Raw genomic sequence first — 16,529 nt, forward strand, 5'->3', positions numbered from 1 at the left:
CTGCTGATGGACCACACTCGGATGCGGAGGTTCCCATGGCACACGGCGATGAAGCGGTCGAGACGCCCATGAAGACGTTGCGGTGCGCCACCGTGCAGTTCGAGCATCGGCCCGACGACAAGACCTACAACCTGGCCCGGATCGAGACCTACGTGCGGGCGGCGGCCGCGGACGGCGTGCAGATCATCGCCTTCCCGGAGATGTGCCTCCTGGGTTACTGGCACCTGCGCCGCCATACCCCCGAGCGGTTGCAGGAGCTCGCCGAGCCGGTCGACGGCCCGTCGATCACCGCCGTCCGCGAGCTGGCGGTCGAACGAGGCATCGCCGTGGGGGTGGGCTTCCTTGAGCACGACGCTGACCGGCGGCTGTACAACAGCTATGCCGTCTGCCTCCCGGACGGGCGCGTCCATCGTCACCGCAAGCTGCACGCCTTCGAGCACCCGGCGATCAGCAGCGGTGACGCCTACACCGTCTTCGACACCCCCTGGGGGGTTCGCGCGGGGATTCTCATCTGCTGGGACAACAACCTGGTCGAGAACGTACGGGCCACCGCGCTGATGGGCGCCTCGGTGCTGGTTGCTCCCCACCAGACCGGCGGCACCGCCTCGCGCAGCCCGCACGGGATGCGCCCGATCCCGGTGGAACTCTGGCGGCGCCGGCACCAGGATCCGCAAGCGATCGAGGCCGAGCTGCGCGGCCTCAGCGGACGCCAGTGGTTGATGCGGTGGCTGCCGGCCCGGGCCCATGACAACGGGTTGTTCGTGTTGTTCAGCAACGGTATCGGGGAGGACGACGGGGAGATCCGCACGGGCAATGCGATGATCATCGATCCTTACGGCCGCATCCTCGACGAGACCTGGACGGCCGGCGACGCCATGGTGGTCGCCGACCTCGACCTCTCCTTGCTGCCGCTGTCGAGCGGCCGGCGATGGCTGCAGGGACGACGCCCGGAGCTTTACGGCATCCTCACCCGCCGCTTCGGTGACGAGCGCGAGCCCCGCGCGGCCCGCTTCGCCCCCGACCCGGTGCCGCTCCTGCGCACTCCGGGCGGCCACCAGGAACCCACGCTGTGATCGGCGGCTCCCCGGAGGCCCTGGAGCGGGGCGGGTGGTGGTGTCGCCGGAGACCTATCGGGAGGTGCCGGACGGCTCCCGCAGCACCACCGCCGCCATGACGGCGGTCAGCGACAGCAGCCCCGCGGCGAGGGCCAGCGCCACGCCCATGCCCGAGCCGAACGCTTCCCGCGCCGCCCGGAGCAGGCCGCCCGCCGACGCGGGATCGAGCGAGGCGGCGAGCTCGACGGCGGAGCCCAGCGACTCGCGCGCGGGCGAGGGCAGACCGGGCAGCGCCGCCCGGTAAACCACCGACAGGACCGTGCCCAGCACCGCGACGCCGAGCCCCGCCCCCAGCTCGAACGACGTCTCCTGCAGGGCGGCCGCCTCTCCCGCGCGTTCCTCGCTCGCCGCGGACATCACCAGGTCCGCGCCGAGCGTCATCACCATCCCGGCGGCCGCTCCCGCGATGATCAGTACAGCGGGCAGTACAGCGGGCAGTACAGCGGGAACGGCGGGCCCGGTCAGAACCATCGGGAGGACGGCCAGCGCCGCGGCGAAGGCGGTCAACGCCGCCACCACGGTCGGTCGCCGCCCCCAGCGCGCCGCCGGCCACGGTGCCGCACCGGCGCCCACCGCGGTGGCGGCGGCCAGCGGTGTGAGCGTCAACCCCGCCCGCAGGGGTGAGAGCCCGTCAACGAGCTGGAACCACTGGGTCAGGAAGAACAGCAGCGCCGTGTAGCAGCCGAAGCACGCCAGCACGCACACCGTCGCGGCGGCGAAGCGGCGATCGGCGAAGAGCGACAGGTCCAGCAGCGGGCTGGAGGCACGACGCTGCCGCAGCACGAACATCACCAGGAACGCCACTCCGGCCGACGCCGCGATCGCCGATCCTGCGGACAGTCCATCCCCCACATGCTTCACGCCGTAGACCGTGAGGCCGAGGGCGGCGACGGAGAGCGCGGCGTCCGAGGGGCTCCAGCGGCGGAACGCGGACACCGTCGATTCGGGGATCAGCCACCCGCCGACGGCCAGCACGACCGCCACGACGGGCACGTTGACCAGGAAGACCGACCCCCACCCCCAGCGCTCCACCAGCATCCCCCCGAGGACGGGGCCGAGCGTGGCACCCACGCTGTGCGCCGCCGTCCACGTCCCGAGGGCGATCGCCCGCTCGCGGGCGTCAGGGAAGACCATTCTGATGATCGCGACGGTGGAGGCCATGATCATCGCGGCTCCCGCGCCGAGCAGCATCCTCGCCCCGATGAGCTGGGCGGTCGTCACCGACATCGCCGCGCCGGCCGAGGCCGTCCCGAACACGGCGTACCCGGCCAGCACCATGCGCCTGCGGCCGATCCGATCGCCCAGGGTCCCGCAGGTCACCAGCAATGCGGCCACCGTGAGCGAGTAGGCGTCGACGATCCACAGCACCGCGGCCGCGCCCGGTCGCAACTGTCTGACCATGCTGGGGAGGGCGACATGCAGCACCGTCAGATCGATGCCGACCAGGAACAGGCTCGCGCACATGACCGCCAGAACCGCCCATCTGCGGGACCGCGCAGCGCCGTGCGGCCGATGACGCGGCCTCTCGTTCGAATGCACGCGGCCCAGCCTGGACAAGCTGGTACATATTCGGCAAGTACTGTCTTCTTTGGTACATAGTGCGCATTTGTATATCGTTGGAGGTGGGCGCGATGCGGACCGATCTGCACAACAAGCCGGACAACTGCCTGGTCGAGGTCGCCATGGAGATTCTCGGCGGACGCTGGAAGCTGGCGATCGTGTACAAGCTGCTGCAGGGCACGCACCGGTTCGGCGAACTCAAGCGCGAGATGCCCGGCATCACACCCCGCATGCTCACCCGGCAACTCCGCGAACTGGAGGAGGACGGGGTCGTCACGCGGACGGTTCATCGCGAGGTGCCGCCCCGGGTCGAGTACTCGCTCACACCTACGGGCCAGAGCCTGCGACGGATCGTCGGCCTGCTCGACGAGTGGGGCAGGGCGTACCTCGAGGCCCATCCGCGCTAGCGGCGGCCCGCGCTCGCCTGCGCCGGGCCGGGACTCCTGAACTTCGGTGCGGACGCCGCACGGCCTCCCGGAACTGTCGGTGCCTGATCGTATGCTCGGGGCGCCTGAGCGGGTACCGATCGAAGGAGTTGAGGGTTCGTGATCAGTCACATCGGTGTCGCCATGCTGTACGTCGGCGACCAGCAGCAGACCGTCGATTTCTTCGTCAACACGTTCGGTTTCGTCAAGACCACGGACGCCGAGATGATGCCGGGCGTCCGCTGGATCGAGGTGACGCCGCCCAACGGCCAGACCGCGATAGCCATTCACGACGCGGCGACGTTCGACAAGCAACCGGGCGAAGGCGCGTACCTGACCTACGCCTGCGACGACATCGCCGCGACGGTGGCCGAGCTCCGGTCGCGAGGCGCCGAGGTCACCGACCCGGTAGAGGAGCCGTGGGGCACTTACGCCAAGGTCACCGGACCGGACAACCACGAGATCCAGATCCATCAGAAGGTGGCCTGATCCCTGTCGGTGGCGCGCATCCGGCCGGCCCGCCGTTTCCCGCGCGCGTCGTAATGCCATCGATCGCGAACGCCGAGCCCTCGCACAGCCGGTGACTCACCCCCAGGAAGGCCGCCCGGACCTGCACCAGACATCGACCTCACTCATGTTGCGTCACGCGGCGCTGCCCGGCCTGAAAAAGATCGGGTCCATGACACCGGCCCGCATGCTGATTTCTCGCAGTCCCGTTGCCGGGTTGGCGGGTAACCGGGCCCGATCGGGCCGATGCACTGCCTGGTTCCTCTTCGGACTTCGATCCTGTCAGCTCTGGTGATGGTCCGTGGGCTGGAGGTCCGGGTTTCCACGACGTCGATGCGCTCGATGTTCTGCCACGCCAGGCGGAGACGGGAGGCGAGGGCACCGAATAACAGACCGGGATGCGTCGGGTTCACGGGGAGGCTCCCCGCGGCCCCGCCACGACCGCCGGCGAACGGAAATGGCGTGCGGCGGTGCGCCTGCCCTGTGCGGTTACCGGGTGGGCCGCGAGGGCGGGCAGGGCCGGCCTGGCCGAACGACGTACCAGGACTTCCGAAGGGCTTCGAGGTCGTCGGGGACGCCGAGCGCATGGCGGGTGCGAGCAGGAAGGCGCCGCCCCGTGCTTCTTAACTAGGAGTTACTAAGTCATTACATAGGGTAGCAGAACTTTCTCGACCCTCGACGAAGGAGAGGAAGTGCCGCACCGTGAACGCCGAACTGCGCGAGCTGGCCACCGCCGTCCGCCCCGACCCGGTCACCGCGGCGCGCTACCGCGCCGCCGGCTACTGGCGCGAGGAGACCGTGGTCGACGATCTCGCCCGTGCCCGCGCCGTCGCCCCCGGCCAGGTCGCGCTCATCAGCTCGTCGGCGCACCGGAGGGAGCGGACGCGCACGCTGACGTTCGGCGAGCTGGGCGAGCAGGCCGACCGGTTCGCCGCCGGTCTGCACGGGCTGGGCGTGCGGCGCGGCCAGGTGGTCGCCTTCCAGCTGCCCAACTGGTGGGAGGCCGTCGCGCTCGCGCTGGCCTGCGCCCACCTCGGCGCGGTCGTGCTGCCGCTCAAGCTGGGCATGGGCGCGCACGAGCTGCGCCGCAGGCTGCGGGTCTGCGGGGCGGGCATATGCGTCACCGTGGACCGCTGGGACGGCGTCGAGCACGCCGGCGTCCTGGCCGAGGCGGCCGCCGGGCTGCCGGGGCTGCGCCACCGCGTGGTCCTCGGTGACGCGGCGGCCACCTCCGCCGTCGACTTCGACGCCCGGCTGCGCGGCGCGCGCGGCGCGCTCCCGCCGCCGACGCCCCTGCGTGCCGACGAGGTGGCGCTGGTGGCCTTCACCTCGGGCACGACCGGTGACGCCCTCGGCGTCCTGCACAGCTTCAACACCATGTACGCGGCCATCTCCCGGGCCGAGGGACCCGTCCTCGACCCGGTCGCCGTCGCCAGCGTGATCGGCGTCCCCGCGGGATTCAGGAAGATCGTGCTGGAGACCGTCCTGCGCCGCCGCCGCGTGCTGATCAGCGACAGCCCCGAGCCGGGGCGCTGGCTCGACCTGCTGGCCGAGCACCGGGCCGCGTCCATGATCGCCATCCCGCGCCTGCTGCGCGAGCTGGCCGCCGAGCAGCGGCTGCGCCCGCGACCGCTCCCCGCGCTGCGGAGGCTGAACAGCCTCGCCGCGCCGCTGACGCTCGCGGACGCGCTGCTGATCCGCGAGCACCTGGGCGCCGCGCTGGTCAACAACTGGGGGATGACCGAGACCGGCGGCGGCCTCGGCACCAGCGCCGCCGACCCGCCCGGGTGGGCCGCCCGCAGCATCGGCACGCCCCGCCGCGGCGTCGAGGTGCTGCTGCGGGACGGGCCTGGCGCCGGGCCCGGCGTCCGCCGGCTCGCCGTGCGCAGCCCCTCCGTCTGCCTGGGCACCTTCCGGCGCGACACCGGCCGGCCGGTCTGGATCCCCCGCGAGCACGACGGCTGGTACGACACCGGCGACCTCGTCCGTGACGACGGCCGCGGCGGCCTGCAGTACCTCGGCCGCGCCGCCGACCGGATCTCCGGCCCCGGCGCGAGCATGATCCCCGTCCACGACGTCGAGGAGGGCCTGCGCGAGCACGCCGGGGTCGCCGACGTGGCCCTGGTGGGCTACCCCAGCGCCGAGCACGGCGAGCTGCCCTGCGCCGTCGTCGTCCCCGCCGCCGACCCGCCCCCGTCCCTGGAGGAGCTGCGCGACCACCTGACCGGACGCGGCATGTCCCGCTGGCAGCTGCCCACCCGCCTGCTCCTCGCCCCGGCCCTGCCCCGCAACGACCTCGGCAAGGTACGCAAGGACCAGCTCAGGCGGCGTTGCGCCATCTCCTGACGCGGGACGGGTCGCCTAGACCGTACGGTCCTGGGCGGAGGCCCGCCGGCGCAGGACGCGCGCCGTGCTCTCGTCGGCGGGCAGGAACGCCTCCAGGCGCAGCTCCGACAGCGTCACGTCCACGGCGGTCGCGAACGACGTCAGCGTGGTGATCAGCCGCAGCTCGCCCTCCGGCACGCGCAGGCGCAGCGGCACGGCGAAGCCCAGGTGCTCGGCGGGCGGGCCCGGCTCGGGCAGGTAGCCGTCCAGCTCGGCGATCAGCTCCGCCAGCCGCGGGTCGGGGCTGCGGTCGAAGTGGTCGCGCAGGCTGCCGGTGATGTGGCGGCCCCACTCGGCCAGGTTCACCACCCGGCCGGCCGTCCCGCCGGGGTGCAGCGCCAGGCGCAGCACGTTCACCGGGGGCTCCAGCAGCTCGGGCGCGGCGCCTTCGCACAGCAGCCCGAACGCCGCGTTGGCCGCCACCAGCTCCCCGTACGGCCGCACGACGACCGCCGGGTAGGGGAGGTGGCCCTCCAGGATGCGCTCCAGCGCCTCGCGTACCGTGCCCAGCTCGGGGGCGTCGAGCGCGGACTCGGCGTAGACGGGCGCGTACCCGGCGGCGAGCAGGAACGCGTTGCGCTCCCGCAGCGACAGCCCCAGCGACTCGGCCAGCCGCACCACCATGGCCCGCCCCGGCCGCGAACGCCCCTGTTCGAGGAAGCTCAGGTGCCGCTGCGTCGTGTCGGCCCGGATCGCCAGGTCGAGCTGGCTGACCCGGCGACGTGTGCGCCACCGCCGCAGCTCCCGCGCGAAGTGGTTGGGTTCCGCCGACACCGTCATGGACCCATTCATACCGGACGGCCGCCGCCGCGCGATTCCCCGCAGGGAATCGCGCGGCCGCGCCCGGCTCCCGCACACTGCCGCCATGAGCGATCCCGATCCGATCATGACCCTGGCCGCCCGTTACGTCGCCCTGTGGAACGAGCCCGACCCGGCCGAGCGGGCGGCCCTCGTCCGCGCGCTGTGGGCGCCCGGCGGTGTGCAGGTGCTGGTCCATCCGCCGCAGGCGATCCGCGAGGCGGCCGCGAACCTGGCGTTCCCCGAGCCGCCGCTGGAGGTACGCGGCCACGACGCCCTGGAGGCCAGGGTGCGGCGGGCCCACGAGATGTTCGTCGCGCCGGGGGAGCACGTCTTCGCCGTCGCCGGGACGTTCCCCCTGCTGGAGCGGGTGACCGGCGTGCGGTGGTCGATGGTCTCCACGCGCACCGGCGAGGCGGTGGGCGGCGGCCTGGACGTGCTGGCCCTCGGCGAGGACGGCCGCATCCGCACCGACCACCAGTTCATCGGCTGAGCCCGCGCCGCCCCGATCGGCTGAGCCCGCGCCGCCGCCGCCCCGCTCCCTCCGGCCCGGCCGGGAATGCCGTTGTGGGCGTGATCCGCCCGTGTGACGCTGGTGGCGTGCCCGACACGTACCTCTTCGTCGCCGTCCTCGTGTACTCGACCGCCGTGGAGGGCGGTTACACGCCCGTCCGGTTCAGCGAGGACGTCGTGCCGATCAGGGCCCGGACCTCGGACGAGGCCCGTACGATCGCCGAGCGGGTGGGCCTGGACGGGCAGACCTGTTACCCCAACGAGTTCGGCGAGACCGTGCGCTGGTCGTTCCTGGGAGTGGCCGACCTGCAGATGGCGCAGGGCGACGACCTGGAGCCGGGCGTCAGCCTGTACTCGCGCAGCTTCGACGACCTCGACCAGTACCGGCGGCTGTACGCGCCCTGGGAGGGGGAGCGGTGACCCGGCGCGGAACGGGATCCGGACGGTGCTCCGGCCGGTGCTTCGGACGGTGCTTCGGACGGTGCTTCGGACGGTGCTTCGGACGCTGTCTCAAAGGTTGTGGAAGAAGTCCCCGCCGAAGCTGCTGATGAAGAGCTCGCTGTCGCTGGAGGCCGAGGTGTTGTTGACGCGCAGGGTGACGCCGATCCCGAACGCGATGTCGGGCTGGCGCACGGTGAAGACGTTCCTGGTGTCGACTCCTTGCGAGTGATCGCCGGAAAGGCGCATCTCGGAGAACCGGGAGATGCGGCGGGGCCCGTCGAAGACGTGCACCTCGACGATCTCGCTGGTCTGACGGGCATGGAACAGGACCAGTACCTTGTCCAGGGTGGCGCGGTCGTTCCCCACGATGACCGGCGTGGGGATCGGCAGGTGGATGAACTCGATCCGGCCGGCCGGGATCGTGAACGTCACGCCGAAACCCTGGCGGAACGTCCGCAGACCGGCCGTCTCCGGGAACGCCGTGTACCCCGACGCCCAGGACGCGTACAGCTTCTCTGCCATGACCATCTCTTTCGCGAACGGGAAGCTTGGCCCCCTCAGGCTCGGCCACACCTGGCGCTCTGTCCTGAGTAACCCCCTACTCACCTGTCACCGCGGGGCGGCGCCGGCCCATATATCGGTTGGCCGGCTTCCCGGTCGTGCCCGATGCTGGGGGACGTGATCAGCATCCCGCCGCGCACGGCCACCGACGCCTACCTCGCCAGGATGGGCGGAACGCGACGCCTCGACCTGGTCTTCGACATCGATCTCGGCGAGCTGCTGGAAGGCCACCACGTGGTCGCCCGCGGGCTGGAGCTGCCGGAGGGCGAGGGGATGCTGCACTACGAGTTCGTCCCGGGAATCCGGCAGGACGAGATGGACGCCAAAGGACCGTTCTTCTGGCTCTGGACCCTCTCCGCCGAGGACGACCTGGGCACCCCTTACCACGACTCCAACACCGGCGCCTTCGACCCGAACGGCGTGACGGCCGCGCACGGATCCCGCCACCTGGGCGGCCGGGTGCCTCGTTCGGCCCGCCGGCTGCGGGTGACCTTCGCGCCGGCCGAGGGCTGGACGCCGGCGCGGCCGTGGTGCCGGGAGCTGGACGTCGCGCTGCCGGACGGCCCCGTCACGGAGATCCGGGCCCGCTGACCCGCGCCCTGCCCGCACCGCCCCCTCGAACCCGCACCGCCCCCTCGAACCCGCACCGGACTCCCGAACACCTGAGCCGGACTCCCGCATCGGAACTGACCTCCCGCATCCGAGCCAACCCCTCGAACCGGAGCCAACCCCTCGAACCGGAGACAGCGTGTCGACCCGTACCACCCCTGTGATCACCCCTCTGGCCGACCCCCAGCGCACCCCCTCCAGCCGGCGCCTCGCCTGGCTGGCCACCCGGTCCGACGGCGTGCCCGTCGGGTCGGCCTTCCTGCGCCTGTTCGAGCGGGCGGGACAGGATCACCTGGCTGAGCTCGACCTCCACGTGCACCCGGCCGAGCGGCGGGCCGGCGTCGGCTCCGCCTTGCTGGACGCCGCGCTGGCCGCGGCCCGCGACGAGGGGCGGCGCAGCCTCATCGCCCAGGTGGAGCCCGGCCCGCCGGGAGAGGCGTTCCTCGCGGCACGCGGCTTCCGCAAGGTCCTGACCCTGACCTACGCCCGGCTGCCGCTGGCCCAGGCCGACCTCGACGCCCTTGAGAAGATCGCACGCAGCGCGCATCCCGGCTACCGGCTGCTCACGTGGGACGGGGTCGTCCCCGACGAGCTGGCCGAGACGTTCGCCGCCTCCCGCCGCGCCATGGACGACATGCCCATGGACGACACCGACTACGGCACCGTGAGCTGGGACGCCGACCGCGTACGGGAGGCGGCGCTGGCGATCGGGAACCGGGGCGAACGGCTCCACACCGTCGCCGCCGTCGCCGAGCAGGACGGCTCCGTCGTCGGCTTCACCGAGCTGGTCGTCCCCGGCGACGGCAAGGGCGACGCCCAGCACTACGGCACCGGCGTGCTGCCCGAGCACCGCGGGCACGGCCCGAGGCCGCGCCCACCTGCTGTCGCGGCCCGGCGTTCAGCGTTCCGCCGCCGGCGGCGGCTGGGCGGGAGCCTCCGCGAGCGAGAAGCTGTTGCCGTCCGGGTCGAGGATCTCCACGTGGCGCACGCCGTTGCCGTAGGTTTCCACGGGCTCGTGCTCGATGCCGTACGCGGCCAGCCGGGCCAGGGTCTCGTCGAGGTCGGTCACGCCGAACGTGATCATGGTGCCGCCCACCCGCGCGGCCCGCACCGGCCGGCTGTCGATGACGAGCCACGCGTTCTCGCCGACCCGCCACAGGTACTCCTCGCCGATGACCTCGTCCGCGGGCCGCCCGAAGAACACCTCGAACCACTTCAGCGACACCGCCAGGTCGCGCACGCACACCACGCTGTGCAGGTCCACCGCGATCACTCCCTTCAGTCGTCTCGAAGGTTAGACCGGCCCCGCGGCGAACTCGTCGCCCGGCGGTGAACTTTCCGCCGGTGAGCGGCGTCGAAGGAAGCGGTATCGGCAACCACCCAAGGGACGGGACGATGGCAATGCGCATGGCACGACTGGCGACGGTGGCACTGGCGGCCACGAGCTTGACGCTGGTGACCATCAGCTCTGCCGGCGCCACCGCGCAGGCTTCGGAAACCGGCTCCGGCCGGGGCTCCTTCGGCCCGTACGGCTACGGCGGCGTCAAGCTCGGCATGACGGCCGAGCAGGCCAAGGCCACCGGCAAGATCGTTCTCAAGCTGCGCGGCACCTGCTCCGGCTGGCAGTACAAGGCCCACCCCATGGGCGACGGCGCGGTGGGGATCTACATCTCCAAGAAGCGCGGCGTGGCCGTCATCTTCGCGCCGGCCGGCGTGCGCACCCCGAGAGGCATCGGCGTCGGCGCCACCCTCAATCAGGTCAAGAATGCCTACCCGGGCGTCAAGAAGCAGATCAGCGGCTACTACGTCACCGTGCCCGGCAACCGCAAGGCGTACTACTACTTCGGGGTCAACCAGCGGAACAAGGTCGAGGAGCTCGGCCTCGGGCTCAAGACCCAGGACTGCGTGAGCTGACCCCCCCCGGCCCCCGCCCGGCCGTCAGGCGCCGAGGGCGCGCCCTCGGCGCTCGTGGACGTGGAAGGCGCCCCAGCACGCCACCAGCGCCAGCCCGAACACCGGTAACCAGCCCGTCCGGGCCAGCACCCAGGACGGGACGTCGGGCACCGTGTGCAGGCCGGGCAGGGGACGGCCGGCGAGCAGCCCGAGCGCGGTGACCGCGATCATCGCCGTCTGGTGCCACAGGAAGATCGTCATGGCCGACAGGTTGGCCAGGGCGACCGGCGCCCAGGCGGCGGGACGCGCCAGCACCCGGCGGAGCGGGGCGAGCAGCAACCGCGCCGCTCCGCACTGCGCCAGGCCGAACGCGACGGCCGCCAGCGTGGGCGGGGACTGGTTGGAGATCCGCGCGCCCGGCACCCCCACCATCGAAGCCGGGTAACCGGCCCACAGGACGAGCACGGCGGTCAGCGCCGCGCCGCCGGCCAGCATCGCCCAGCCGGCCGCCCGCCCGCACAGCCGGCCCCGGGACCACGCCGCGCCCAGGCAGTAGGGCACCAGCCAGCCGGCCGCGACGTTGACCCATCCCACCCAGCCGGGCCCGCCCCACCCGAACCGCACCAGGTCGGCGAGGGCGACCACGGCCAGCGGCCAGCCCGGATGCAGCCGGCCGACCAGCGGCGTCGCCGCCGTCAGCGCCGCGTACACCGCCAGGAACCACAGCGGCGACCACACCAGCTTGGCCAGCACGCCCACGGTCGTCAGGTCCACCCCGAGGGCGAGCATCACCACCGCCGCCAGCCCCCACACCGCCGCCACGGCGGCGACCGGCCGCGTCAGGCGGGCCATCCGGGCCCCCAGCCACTGGCCGTAGCCGATGCCGCGGGCCCGGGCGGCGGCGTGACCCCTGGCGGTCAGCCAGCCGCCCACCAGGAAGAACAGCGCCATCGTCTGCAGCACCCACGACACCGGGGCGAGGTAGGGCATGGCGCGCAGCGGGCTGGCGACCCGTACGTTCCCGCTGTCGACCACCAGCGCCGTCACCAGCCAGTGGCCGAGCACCACGCCGCCGATGGCCAGCGCGCGCAGCGCGTCAACGGCACGGTCGCGCTCGGCCGGGGTCGCCGCCTCGACCCGCCGGATGAGCTCACGCACGCCCGCCCACCCCGCCTGCCCCGCTCAGCACGCCCGTTCCGCCCGTCCCCGCGCCGGCGCCCCCCGGCTCCCGGACCGGGTCCACCGGTTTTCGGCCCGCGACGATGCGCGCCACGTTGCGCAGCGCCGGCGATCCGGCCGCGAGGTAGCCGCTGTGAGCGGCGTCGCCCGCCGCGAAGACCCGCGCCCCGAAGCCGGGGGACACGGGGTCGGTGCCGAGCCCGAGCGTGCCGAACGGCAGGTGGAGCCGTACGTGCGGGACCCAGCCGATCCAGTCGCGGTCGCCCCGCGCGGCCCAGACGGCCGCCCGGGTGCGCAGGCCGGCCGCGTCGCCCGCCCCGGTGCCGGGGCTGCCGAGCAGCACGAGCCGGGCCACGTCCAGGCCGGGCGCGGCCCGCCCGCAGACCACGCTGCCGTACGAGTGGCACACCAGGGACACCCCGGCCCCGCCCTTGACCGCGGCCAGCCACCGCACGAAGGCCCGCAGCGCGGCGGCGCCCTCGTCCGCCCGATCGGCCGTGAGCGAGGCCAGGCTCATCGTCTCCGGCGTGCGGTAGCCGAGCCAGGCGACGACGGCGTACGGCTCGCCCAGCGCCTGCGCCAGCCTGAGCGCGCCACCGCGCAGGAACCCGTACTTGTCCAGATGGGTGTCCGCGCCGGGGACCAGCACGGCGACGTGCCGCGCCGCCGCCAGATCGCCGACGACCTCCACGGCCCGCCCGCCGCCGCGCCCGTCGAAGGCCAGGAACCCGCGCGCGGGATCGGCCATGGCGCGCAGGCTCGCGGCCCGCCACCGATCTCCGTGACGGGCGGCCACGCGCTCGGCGGCCAGGATGTCGCGCCGGCTGGCGGTGTAGCGGTCGGCCAGAGCGCGCGGGCTCGCCTCGCGCGGCAGGGCCACGCCGGCGGGAGCGGGCGCGGGAACCGCCGCGGCCCGCGCCGCGCCGCTCATCGGCACGGCCACGGACGCGGCCACGAACAGGGACAACAGGGCACGGGGCAGGCGGGGCACGCTGGCGTGGATCACGCCAACGACGGTGCCGCAGCGGACCGTCGCGCCACATCGGACCGTCGTTTGCTCTTTTCGCCGTCCGGGAGGACCACGGTCGTACGACCCAGGTCCGACGCGGGCGGATCAGCCCTGGTCGCCGAGGTGCGGAAGCAGCTCCAGCACCCGCCACAGCGCCGGGTTGGCCGAGCGCGGGTTCCAGACGGCGTGCAGTTCCACCGGCCGCCCGCCCCCGCCCCCGCCGCTCTCACCGCCGGCAGCGCCCCCACCACCGGCAGCGCCCCCACCACCGGCAGCGCCCCCACCACTGACAGCGCCGCCCGCACCGGCCAGGGGGTCGCCGCCGCCGTTCACGAGGTCCAGGAACACCACGCCCTCGATGCCGAGCGAGCGCGCGCTGGCGGGAACCAGCGTCACCCCCCGCCCGGCCGCCACGAGCAGCACCGCGGTGAGGATCTGGTGCACCTGCTGCTCGACCCCGGCGCGCACGGTGGCCAGGAAACGGACCGTCAGCTCGTGGAAGTACCGCGACCGCACCGGGTGGTAGCTGACCACGGGCAGGCCGGCGAAGTCCTCGGGCACGAGCGGCCGGTCGAGCGCGGCGAGCGGATGGCCCGCGGGGACGACCGCGCACAGCGGCTCACGGAAGATCACCCGCGAGCCGATCCCGTCGGGGTCGAAGGGCGGGCGCGCCAGGCCCAGGTCGAGCTCGCCGCGCCTGATGCCCTTCACCTGCCCGGCGGTCACGCGCTCGTGCAGGATGACGTCGATCTCCGGCAGCCGCTCGGCCAGCAGCCGCAGCAGCGTGCCGAGCACGCTGACGGCCGAGACCGCGGTGAAGCCGAGCCGCAGCGTGCCGCTGGCGCCGCCCGCGATCCGGCGCGCCCGGTCGCCGGCCGTCTCGACCAGCGTGAGCATGTGCCGGGCGTCCTCCAGGAAGGCGCGCCCGGCCTCGGTGAGGGTCACCCGCCGGTTGTCGCGTTCCAGCAGTGTCACGCCGATCGTGCGTTCCAGCTTCTGGATGTGGCGGCTCAGCGGCGGCTGCGTCATGCGCAGCCGGTCGGCGGCCCGCCCGAAGTGCAGCTCCTCCGCGACCGCCACGAACGCCCGGATCTGGTCGAGTGTCAGCATGATGCCGACACAGTAGCGGCCGAGGTCAGCGAGAGGGGACCGGCGAGAGGCGAGGTCAGCGCGAGGTCAGGAGGACGAGCTGCTGCGTCGCCCGGGTCATCGCGACATAACGGTCAACGGCTCCCTCGATGCCCTCGCCGAACGTCTCCGGACCGACGAGGACGACCAGGTCGAACTCCAGCCCCTTCGCCAGCTCCGGCGTCAGCGACCGGACGCGGGACGTCCCCTGGAAGGCGGGGTCGCCGATCACGCAGGCGATCCCGTCGGCGTGATCGGCGAGCCACGCGCCGAGGATCGTGTCCAGCTCGGACACAGCCCCGCGGCGGACGGGGACGCCGCCACTGCGGACGGAGACCGGCACGTTGGCGTCCGGGAGCACGGCCCGGATGACCGGCGCGGCCTCCGCCATGACCTCTTCCGGCGTCCGGTAGTTGACGGTCAGGGACGCCTGCTCGATCCGGTCGAAGCCGATCCGCTCGAGCCGTTCCCGCCACGACTCGGTGAACCCGTGCCTGGCCTGCGCGCGGTCCCCGACGATGGTGAAGCTCCGGGACGGGCAGCGCCGCAGCAACATCTGCCACTCCGCGTCGGTGAGCTCCTGTGCCTCGTCCACGACGACGTGCGCGAACGGGCCGGCCAGCCGGTCCGGGCCGGCCAGCCGGTCCGGGCCGGCGCCGGGCGGCAGCGCGGCCTCGTCCACCAGGCTGTCCTGCAGGTCCTGGCCGCGCAGCATCGTCACCAGCCCCTCGCCGTCGTCGTCGGCCTCGATCAGGTGGTCGACGACCTTGGCCATGTGCTCGCGCTGGTCGGCGACAGAGGCCTCGTGCCTGCGCCTGCGCCGGGACGCCTCCGGGTCGCCGAGCCGCTGCCGCGCCGCGTCCAGCAGCGGCAGGTCGGACACCGTCCATGCCTGCGGGTCGGCGCGCCGCAACCTGCGGACCTCGTCGGGCGTGAGCCAGGGCGCGCACATCCGCAGGTAGGCGGGCACCGACCACAGGTCCCCGACCAGGTCGGTCGCTTCGAGCACCGGCCACGCGCGGTTGAAGGCCGTACGCAGCTCCTTGTCGCGCAGCAGCGCCCGGCGGATCAGCTCGGGCGGCGTCTCGTCGCCGTGCTTGTTCACCAGGATCGTGACCAGTTCCTCCCAGATCTGGTCGCGTGCCTCGTTGTGCGGGGTGCCCGGGTCCGGCGCGTCGAACGCGTCGGCCCAGTCCCGCGGGCTCAGCCGGACGTCGGCCCAGGGGGTGGTGACCGTCATCCCCTGGGCGGGCGGGTTCTCGTAGAACCTGACGGCCGGCTCGACGGCCTTCACCATGTCCGCGGACGCCTTCAGCCGGGCCACCTCCGGATCGGCCTCGGCCACCGCCGTGGCTCCCTCGGCGACCAGGTCGCGCAGGGTGCAGGTCCGCACGCCCTCCTCGCCGAGGCTGGGCAGGACGTCGGCGACGTAGGCCAGGTAGGGCTGGTGCGGGCCGACGAACAACACGCCGCCCCGGCGGTGGCCCAGCCGGGGATCGGAGTAGAGCAGGTAGGCCGAACGGTGCAGGGCCACCACGGTCTTCCCCGTGCCCGGGCCGCCGTCCACAACGAGCGCGCCGCGGGAGCCCGCGCGGATGACGGCGTCCTGGTCGGCCTGGATGGTGCCGAGCACGTCCCGCATCCGCGGCGAGCGGCTGCCGCCCAGGCCGGCGATGAAGGCGGACTGGTCGTCGAGCGCGGCGTGCCCGTCGAAGCCGTTCGGGGTGAACACCTCGTCCCAGTAGTCGCTGACCCGGCCGCGGGTCCAGCGGTACCGGCGGCGGCTGGCCAGGCCCATCGGGTTGGCGTGCGTGGCGCCGAAGAACGGCTCGGCGGCCGGGGAGCGCCAGTCGAGCAGCAGCCGGCGGCCCTCGCTGTCGGTGAGGCCGAGGCGGCCGACGTACACGGGCTCGTCGGGGTCGTCCGCGCTGACCATGCGGCCCAGGCACAGGTCCAGGCCGAACCGGCGCAGGACGCGCAGGCGGGCGGTCAGCCGGTGGATCTCCAGGTCCCGGTCCATCGCCTGCCGGCCCGCCCCGCCGGGCGCCCTGCGCTCGGCGGCGAGGCGGCCGGACAGCTCGGCGACCGCCTGGTCCAGGCACTCCGCGATGGCCGCGAACCGCCGCTCGTCGGCGGCGATCAGCGCCGGGTCGGCCTTGGGGGAGAGGTGGGCGGGAAGGTCGAACGCGCCGGCGGTGGTCAAACTGGTCGTGGTCAAACTGGTCGTGGTCAGGGGGTTCACGTCATCGGCTCCCGTCTGTGGCACGGCGTCCGTACGCGCGGCGCCTTCGCGTGCTTCTCGTGACATCGGTCGGGCGTGTCCGTACGATCGGGACGCCGGCGACGACACCTGCACTTCGCTCACTCCGTTCTCGCAGGTCATTGGCCTCGGCCGCCGATTGTCCT

General features: G+C 73.3%; 16 protein-coding genes and 1 pseudogene. 9 read left to right on the forward strand and 8 right to left on the reverse strand.

Features of this window, described 5'->3' with window-relative positions:
• The first annotated feature begins 35 nt into the window (after positions 1–35).
• On the forward strand, positions 36–1,073 hold the full coding sequence (locus AB0H75_RS22405) for a nitrilase family protein (protein ID WP_367798998.1): 1,038 nt from the start codon (positions 36–38) through the stop codon (positions 1,071–1,073).
• Positions 1,074–1,127: 54 nt separating this feature from the next.
• Here the strand turns inward: AB0H75_RS22405 and AB0H75_RS22410 are convergent, their stop codons facing one another.
• Positions 1,128–2,654 (reverse strand): MFS transporter, encoded by a 1,527-nt coding sequence (locus AB0H75_RS22410; RefSeq protein WP_367798999.1) that lies wholly within the window; start codon positions 2,652–2,654, stop codon positions 1,128–1,130.
• A gap of 92 nt (positions 2,655–2,746) precedes the next feature.
• Here AB0H75_RS22410 and AB0H75_RS22415 point away from each other — a divergent pair, with 92 nt between their 5' ends.
• From AB0H75_RS22415 to AB0H75_RS22425, 3 genes are all read left to right on the forward strand, one after another.
• Entirely contained in the window at positions 2,747–3,082 is a 336-nt protein-coding gene (locus AB0H75_RS22415) for a winged helix-turn-helix transcriptional regulator (protein WP_367799000.1), read from the forward strand.
• A gap of 162 nt (positions 3,083–3,244) precedes the next feature.
• Positions 3,245–3,589: a VOC family protein gene (locus tag AB0H75_RS22420; protein WP_367799001.1), complete on the forward strand. Its 345-nt coding sequence runs from the start codon at positions 3,245–3,247 to the stop codon at positions 3,587–3,589.
• Positions 3,590–4,309: 720 nt separating this feature from the next.
• Positions 4,310–5,953: an AMP-binding protein gene (locus tag AB0H75_RS22425; RefSeq protein ID WP_367799002.1), complete on the forward strand. Its 1,644-nt coding sequence runs from the start codon at positions 4,310–4,312 to the stop codon at positions 5,951–5,953.
• Positions 5,954–5,968: 15 nt separating this feature from the next.
• Here the strand turns inward: AB0H75_RS22425 and AB0H75_RS22430 are convergent, their stop codons facing one another.
• Positions 5,969–6,772 (reverse strand): helix-turn-helix domain-containing protein, encoded by an 804-nt coding sequence (locus AB0H75_RS22430; protein WP_367799003.1) that lies wholly within the window; start codon positions 6,770–6,772, stop codon positions 5,969–5,971.
• 85 nt (positions 6,773–6,857) lie between these two features.
• On the opposite strand from AB0H75_RS22430, the gene AB0H75_RS22435 reads away from it, so the two are divergent.
• Positions 6,858–7,283: a hypothetical protein gene (locus tag AB0H75_RS22435; RefSeq protein WP_367799004.1), complete on the forward strand. Its 426-nt coding sequence runs from the start codon at positions 6,858–6,860 to the stop codon at positions 7,281–7,283.
• Between the two features lie 107 nt (positions 7,284–7,390).
• Positions 7,391–7,723: a DUF4288 domain-containing protein gene (locus AB0H75_RS22440; RefSeq protein ID WP_367799005.1), complete on the forward strand. Its 333-nt coding sequence runs from the start codon at positions 7,391–7,393 to the stop codon at positions 7,721–7,723.
• A gap of 90 nt (positions 7,724–7,813) precedes the next feature.
• On the opposite strand, the gene AB0H75_RS22445 is transcribed toward AB0H75_RS22440, so the two are convergent.
• Positions 7,814–8,266, reverse strand: coding sequence for a DUF6623 family protein (locus AB0H75_RS22445; protein ID WP_367799006.1), 453 nt, complete (start codon positions 8,264–8,266; stop codon positions 7,814–7,816).
• 156 nt (positions 8,267–8,422) lie between these two features.
• Here AB0H75_RS22445 and AB0H75_RS22450 point away from each other — a divergent pair, with 156 nt between their 5' ends.
• Both AB0H75_RS22450 and AB0H75_RS22455 read left to right on the forward strand, forming a co-directional pair.
• Positions 8,423–8,896 carry a hypothetical protein gene (locus tag AB0H75_RS22450; protein WP_367799007.1) on the forward strand — a complete coding sequence of 158 codons (474 nt, stop codon included), beginning with the start codon at positions 8,423–8,425 and terminating at the stop codon, positions 8,894–8,896.
• A gap of 178 nt (positions 8,897–9,074) precedes the next feature.
• Positions 9,075–9,365 (forward strand): annotated as a pseudogene (locus tag AB0H75_RS22455) (N-acetyltransferase family protein); the annotation flags it as partial.
• A 447-nt stretch (positions 9,366–9,812) separates the two neighbouring features.
• Here AB0H75_RS22455 and AB0H75_RS22460 read toward each other — a convergent pair.
• On the reverse strand, positions 9,813–10,187 hold the full coding sequence (locus AB0H75_RS22460; RefSeq protein WP_367799049.1) for a VOC family protein: 375 nt from the start codon (positions 10,185–10,187) through the stop codon (positions 9,813–9,815).
• Between the two features lie 134 nt (positions 10,188–10,321).
• On the opposite strand from AB0H75_RS22460, the gene AB0H75_RS22465 reads away from it, so the two are divergent.
• Positions 10,322–10,828, forward strand: coding sequence for a hypothetical protein (locus AB0H75_RS22465; RefSeq protein WP_367799008.1), 507 nt, complete (start codon positions 10,322–10,324; stop codon positions 10,826–10,828).
• Positions 10,829–10,852: 24 nt separating this feature from the next.
• Here AB0H75_RS22465 and AB0H75_RS22470 read toward each other — a convergent pair whose 3' ends face one another.
• The 4 genes from AB0H75_RS22470 to helR form a co-directional block, all read right to left on the reverse strand.
• Entirely contained in the window at positions 10,853–11,965 is a 1,113-nt protein-coding gene (locus AB0H75_RS22470; RefSeq protein WP_367799009.1) for an acyltransferase, read from the reverse strand.
• On the reverse strand, positions 11,958–12,992 hold the full coding sequence (locus tag AB0H75_RS22475; protein ID WP_367799010.1) for an alpha/beta hydrolase: 1,035 nt from the start codon (positions 12,990–12,992) through the stop codon (positions 11,958–11,960). The genes AB0H75_RS22470 and AB0H75_RS22475 overlap by 8 nt, the downstream gene beginning before the upstream one ends.
• Positions 12,993–13,100: 108 nt before the next feature.
• The gene (locus AB0H75_RS22480) at positions 13,101–14,105 is read right to left on the reverse strand and encodes a LysR substrate-binding domain-containing protein (protein WP_367799011.1); all 1,005 of its coding nucleotides are present in this window, start codon (positions 14,103–14,105) and stop codon (positions 13,101–13,103) included.
• Positions 14,106–14,160: 55 nt separating this feature from the next.
• The gene (helR, locus tag AB0H75_RS22485) at positions 14,161–16,365 is read right to left on the reverse strand and encodes an RNA polymerase recycling motor ATPase HelR (RefSeq protein WP_367799012.1); all 2,205 of its coding nucleotides are present in this window, start codon (positions 16,363–16,365) and stop codon (positions 14,161–14,163) included.
• Between the last annotated feature and the right edge of the window lie 164 nt (positions 16,366–16,529).

The sequence above is a fragment of the Nonomuraea sp. NPDC050783 genome (assembly GCF_040802095.1).
Taxonomy (GTDB): Bacteria; Actinomycetota; Actinomycetes; order Streptosporangiales; family Streptosporangiaceae; genus Nonomuraea.

Bases quoted from the DNA above. Each gene is read 5' to 3' on its own strand.
- AB0H75_RS22405 (WP_367798998.1), top strand. From the start codon at position 36: ATGGCACACGGCGATGAAGCGGTCGAGACGCCCATGAAGACGTTGCGG.
- AB0H75_RS22415 (WP_367799000.1), top strand. From the start codon at position 2,747: ATGCGGACCGATCTGCACAACAAGCCGGACAACTGCCTGGTCGAGGTC.
- AB0H75_RS22420 (WP_367799001.1), top strand. From the start codon at position 3,245: ATGCTGTACGTCGGCGACCAGCAGCAGACCGTCGATTTCTTCGTCAAC.
- AB0H75_RS22430 (WP_367799003.1), bottom strand. From the start codon at position 6,772: ATGACGGTGTCGGCGGAACCCAACCACTTCGCGCGGGAGCTGCGGCGG.
- AB0H75_RS22435 (WP_367799004.1), top strand. From the start codon at position 6,858: ATGAGCGATCCCGATCCGATCATGACCCTGGCCGCCCGTTACGTCGCC.
- AB0H75_RS22445 (WP_367799006.1), bottom strand. From the start codon at position 8,266: ATGGCAGAGAAGCTGTACGCGTCCTGGGCGTCGGGGTACACGGCGTTC.
- AB0H75_RS22465 (WP_367799008.1), top strand. From the start codon at position 10,322: ATGGCACGACTGGCGACGGTGGCACTGGCGGCCACGAGCTTGACGCTG.
- AB0H75_RS22480 (WP_367799011.1), bottom strand. From the start codon at position 14,105: ATGCTGACACTCGACCAGATCCGGGCGTTCGTGGCGGTCGCGGAGGAG.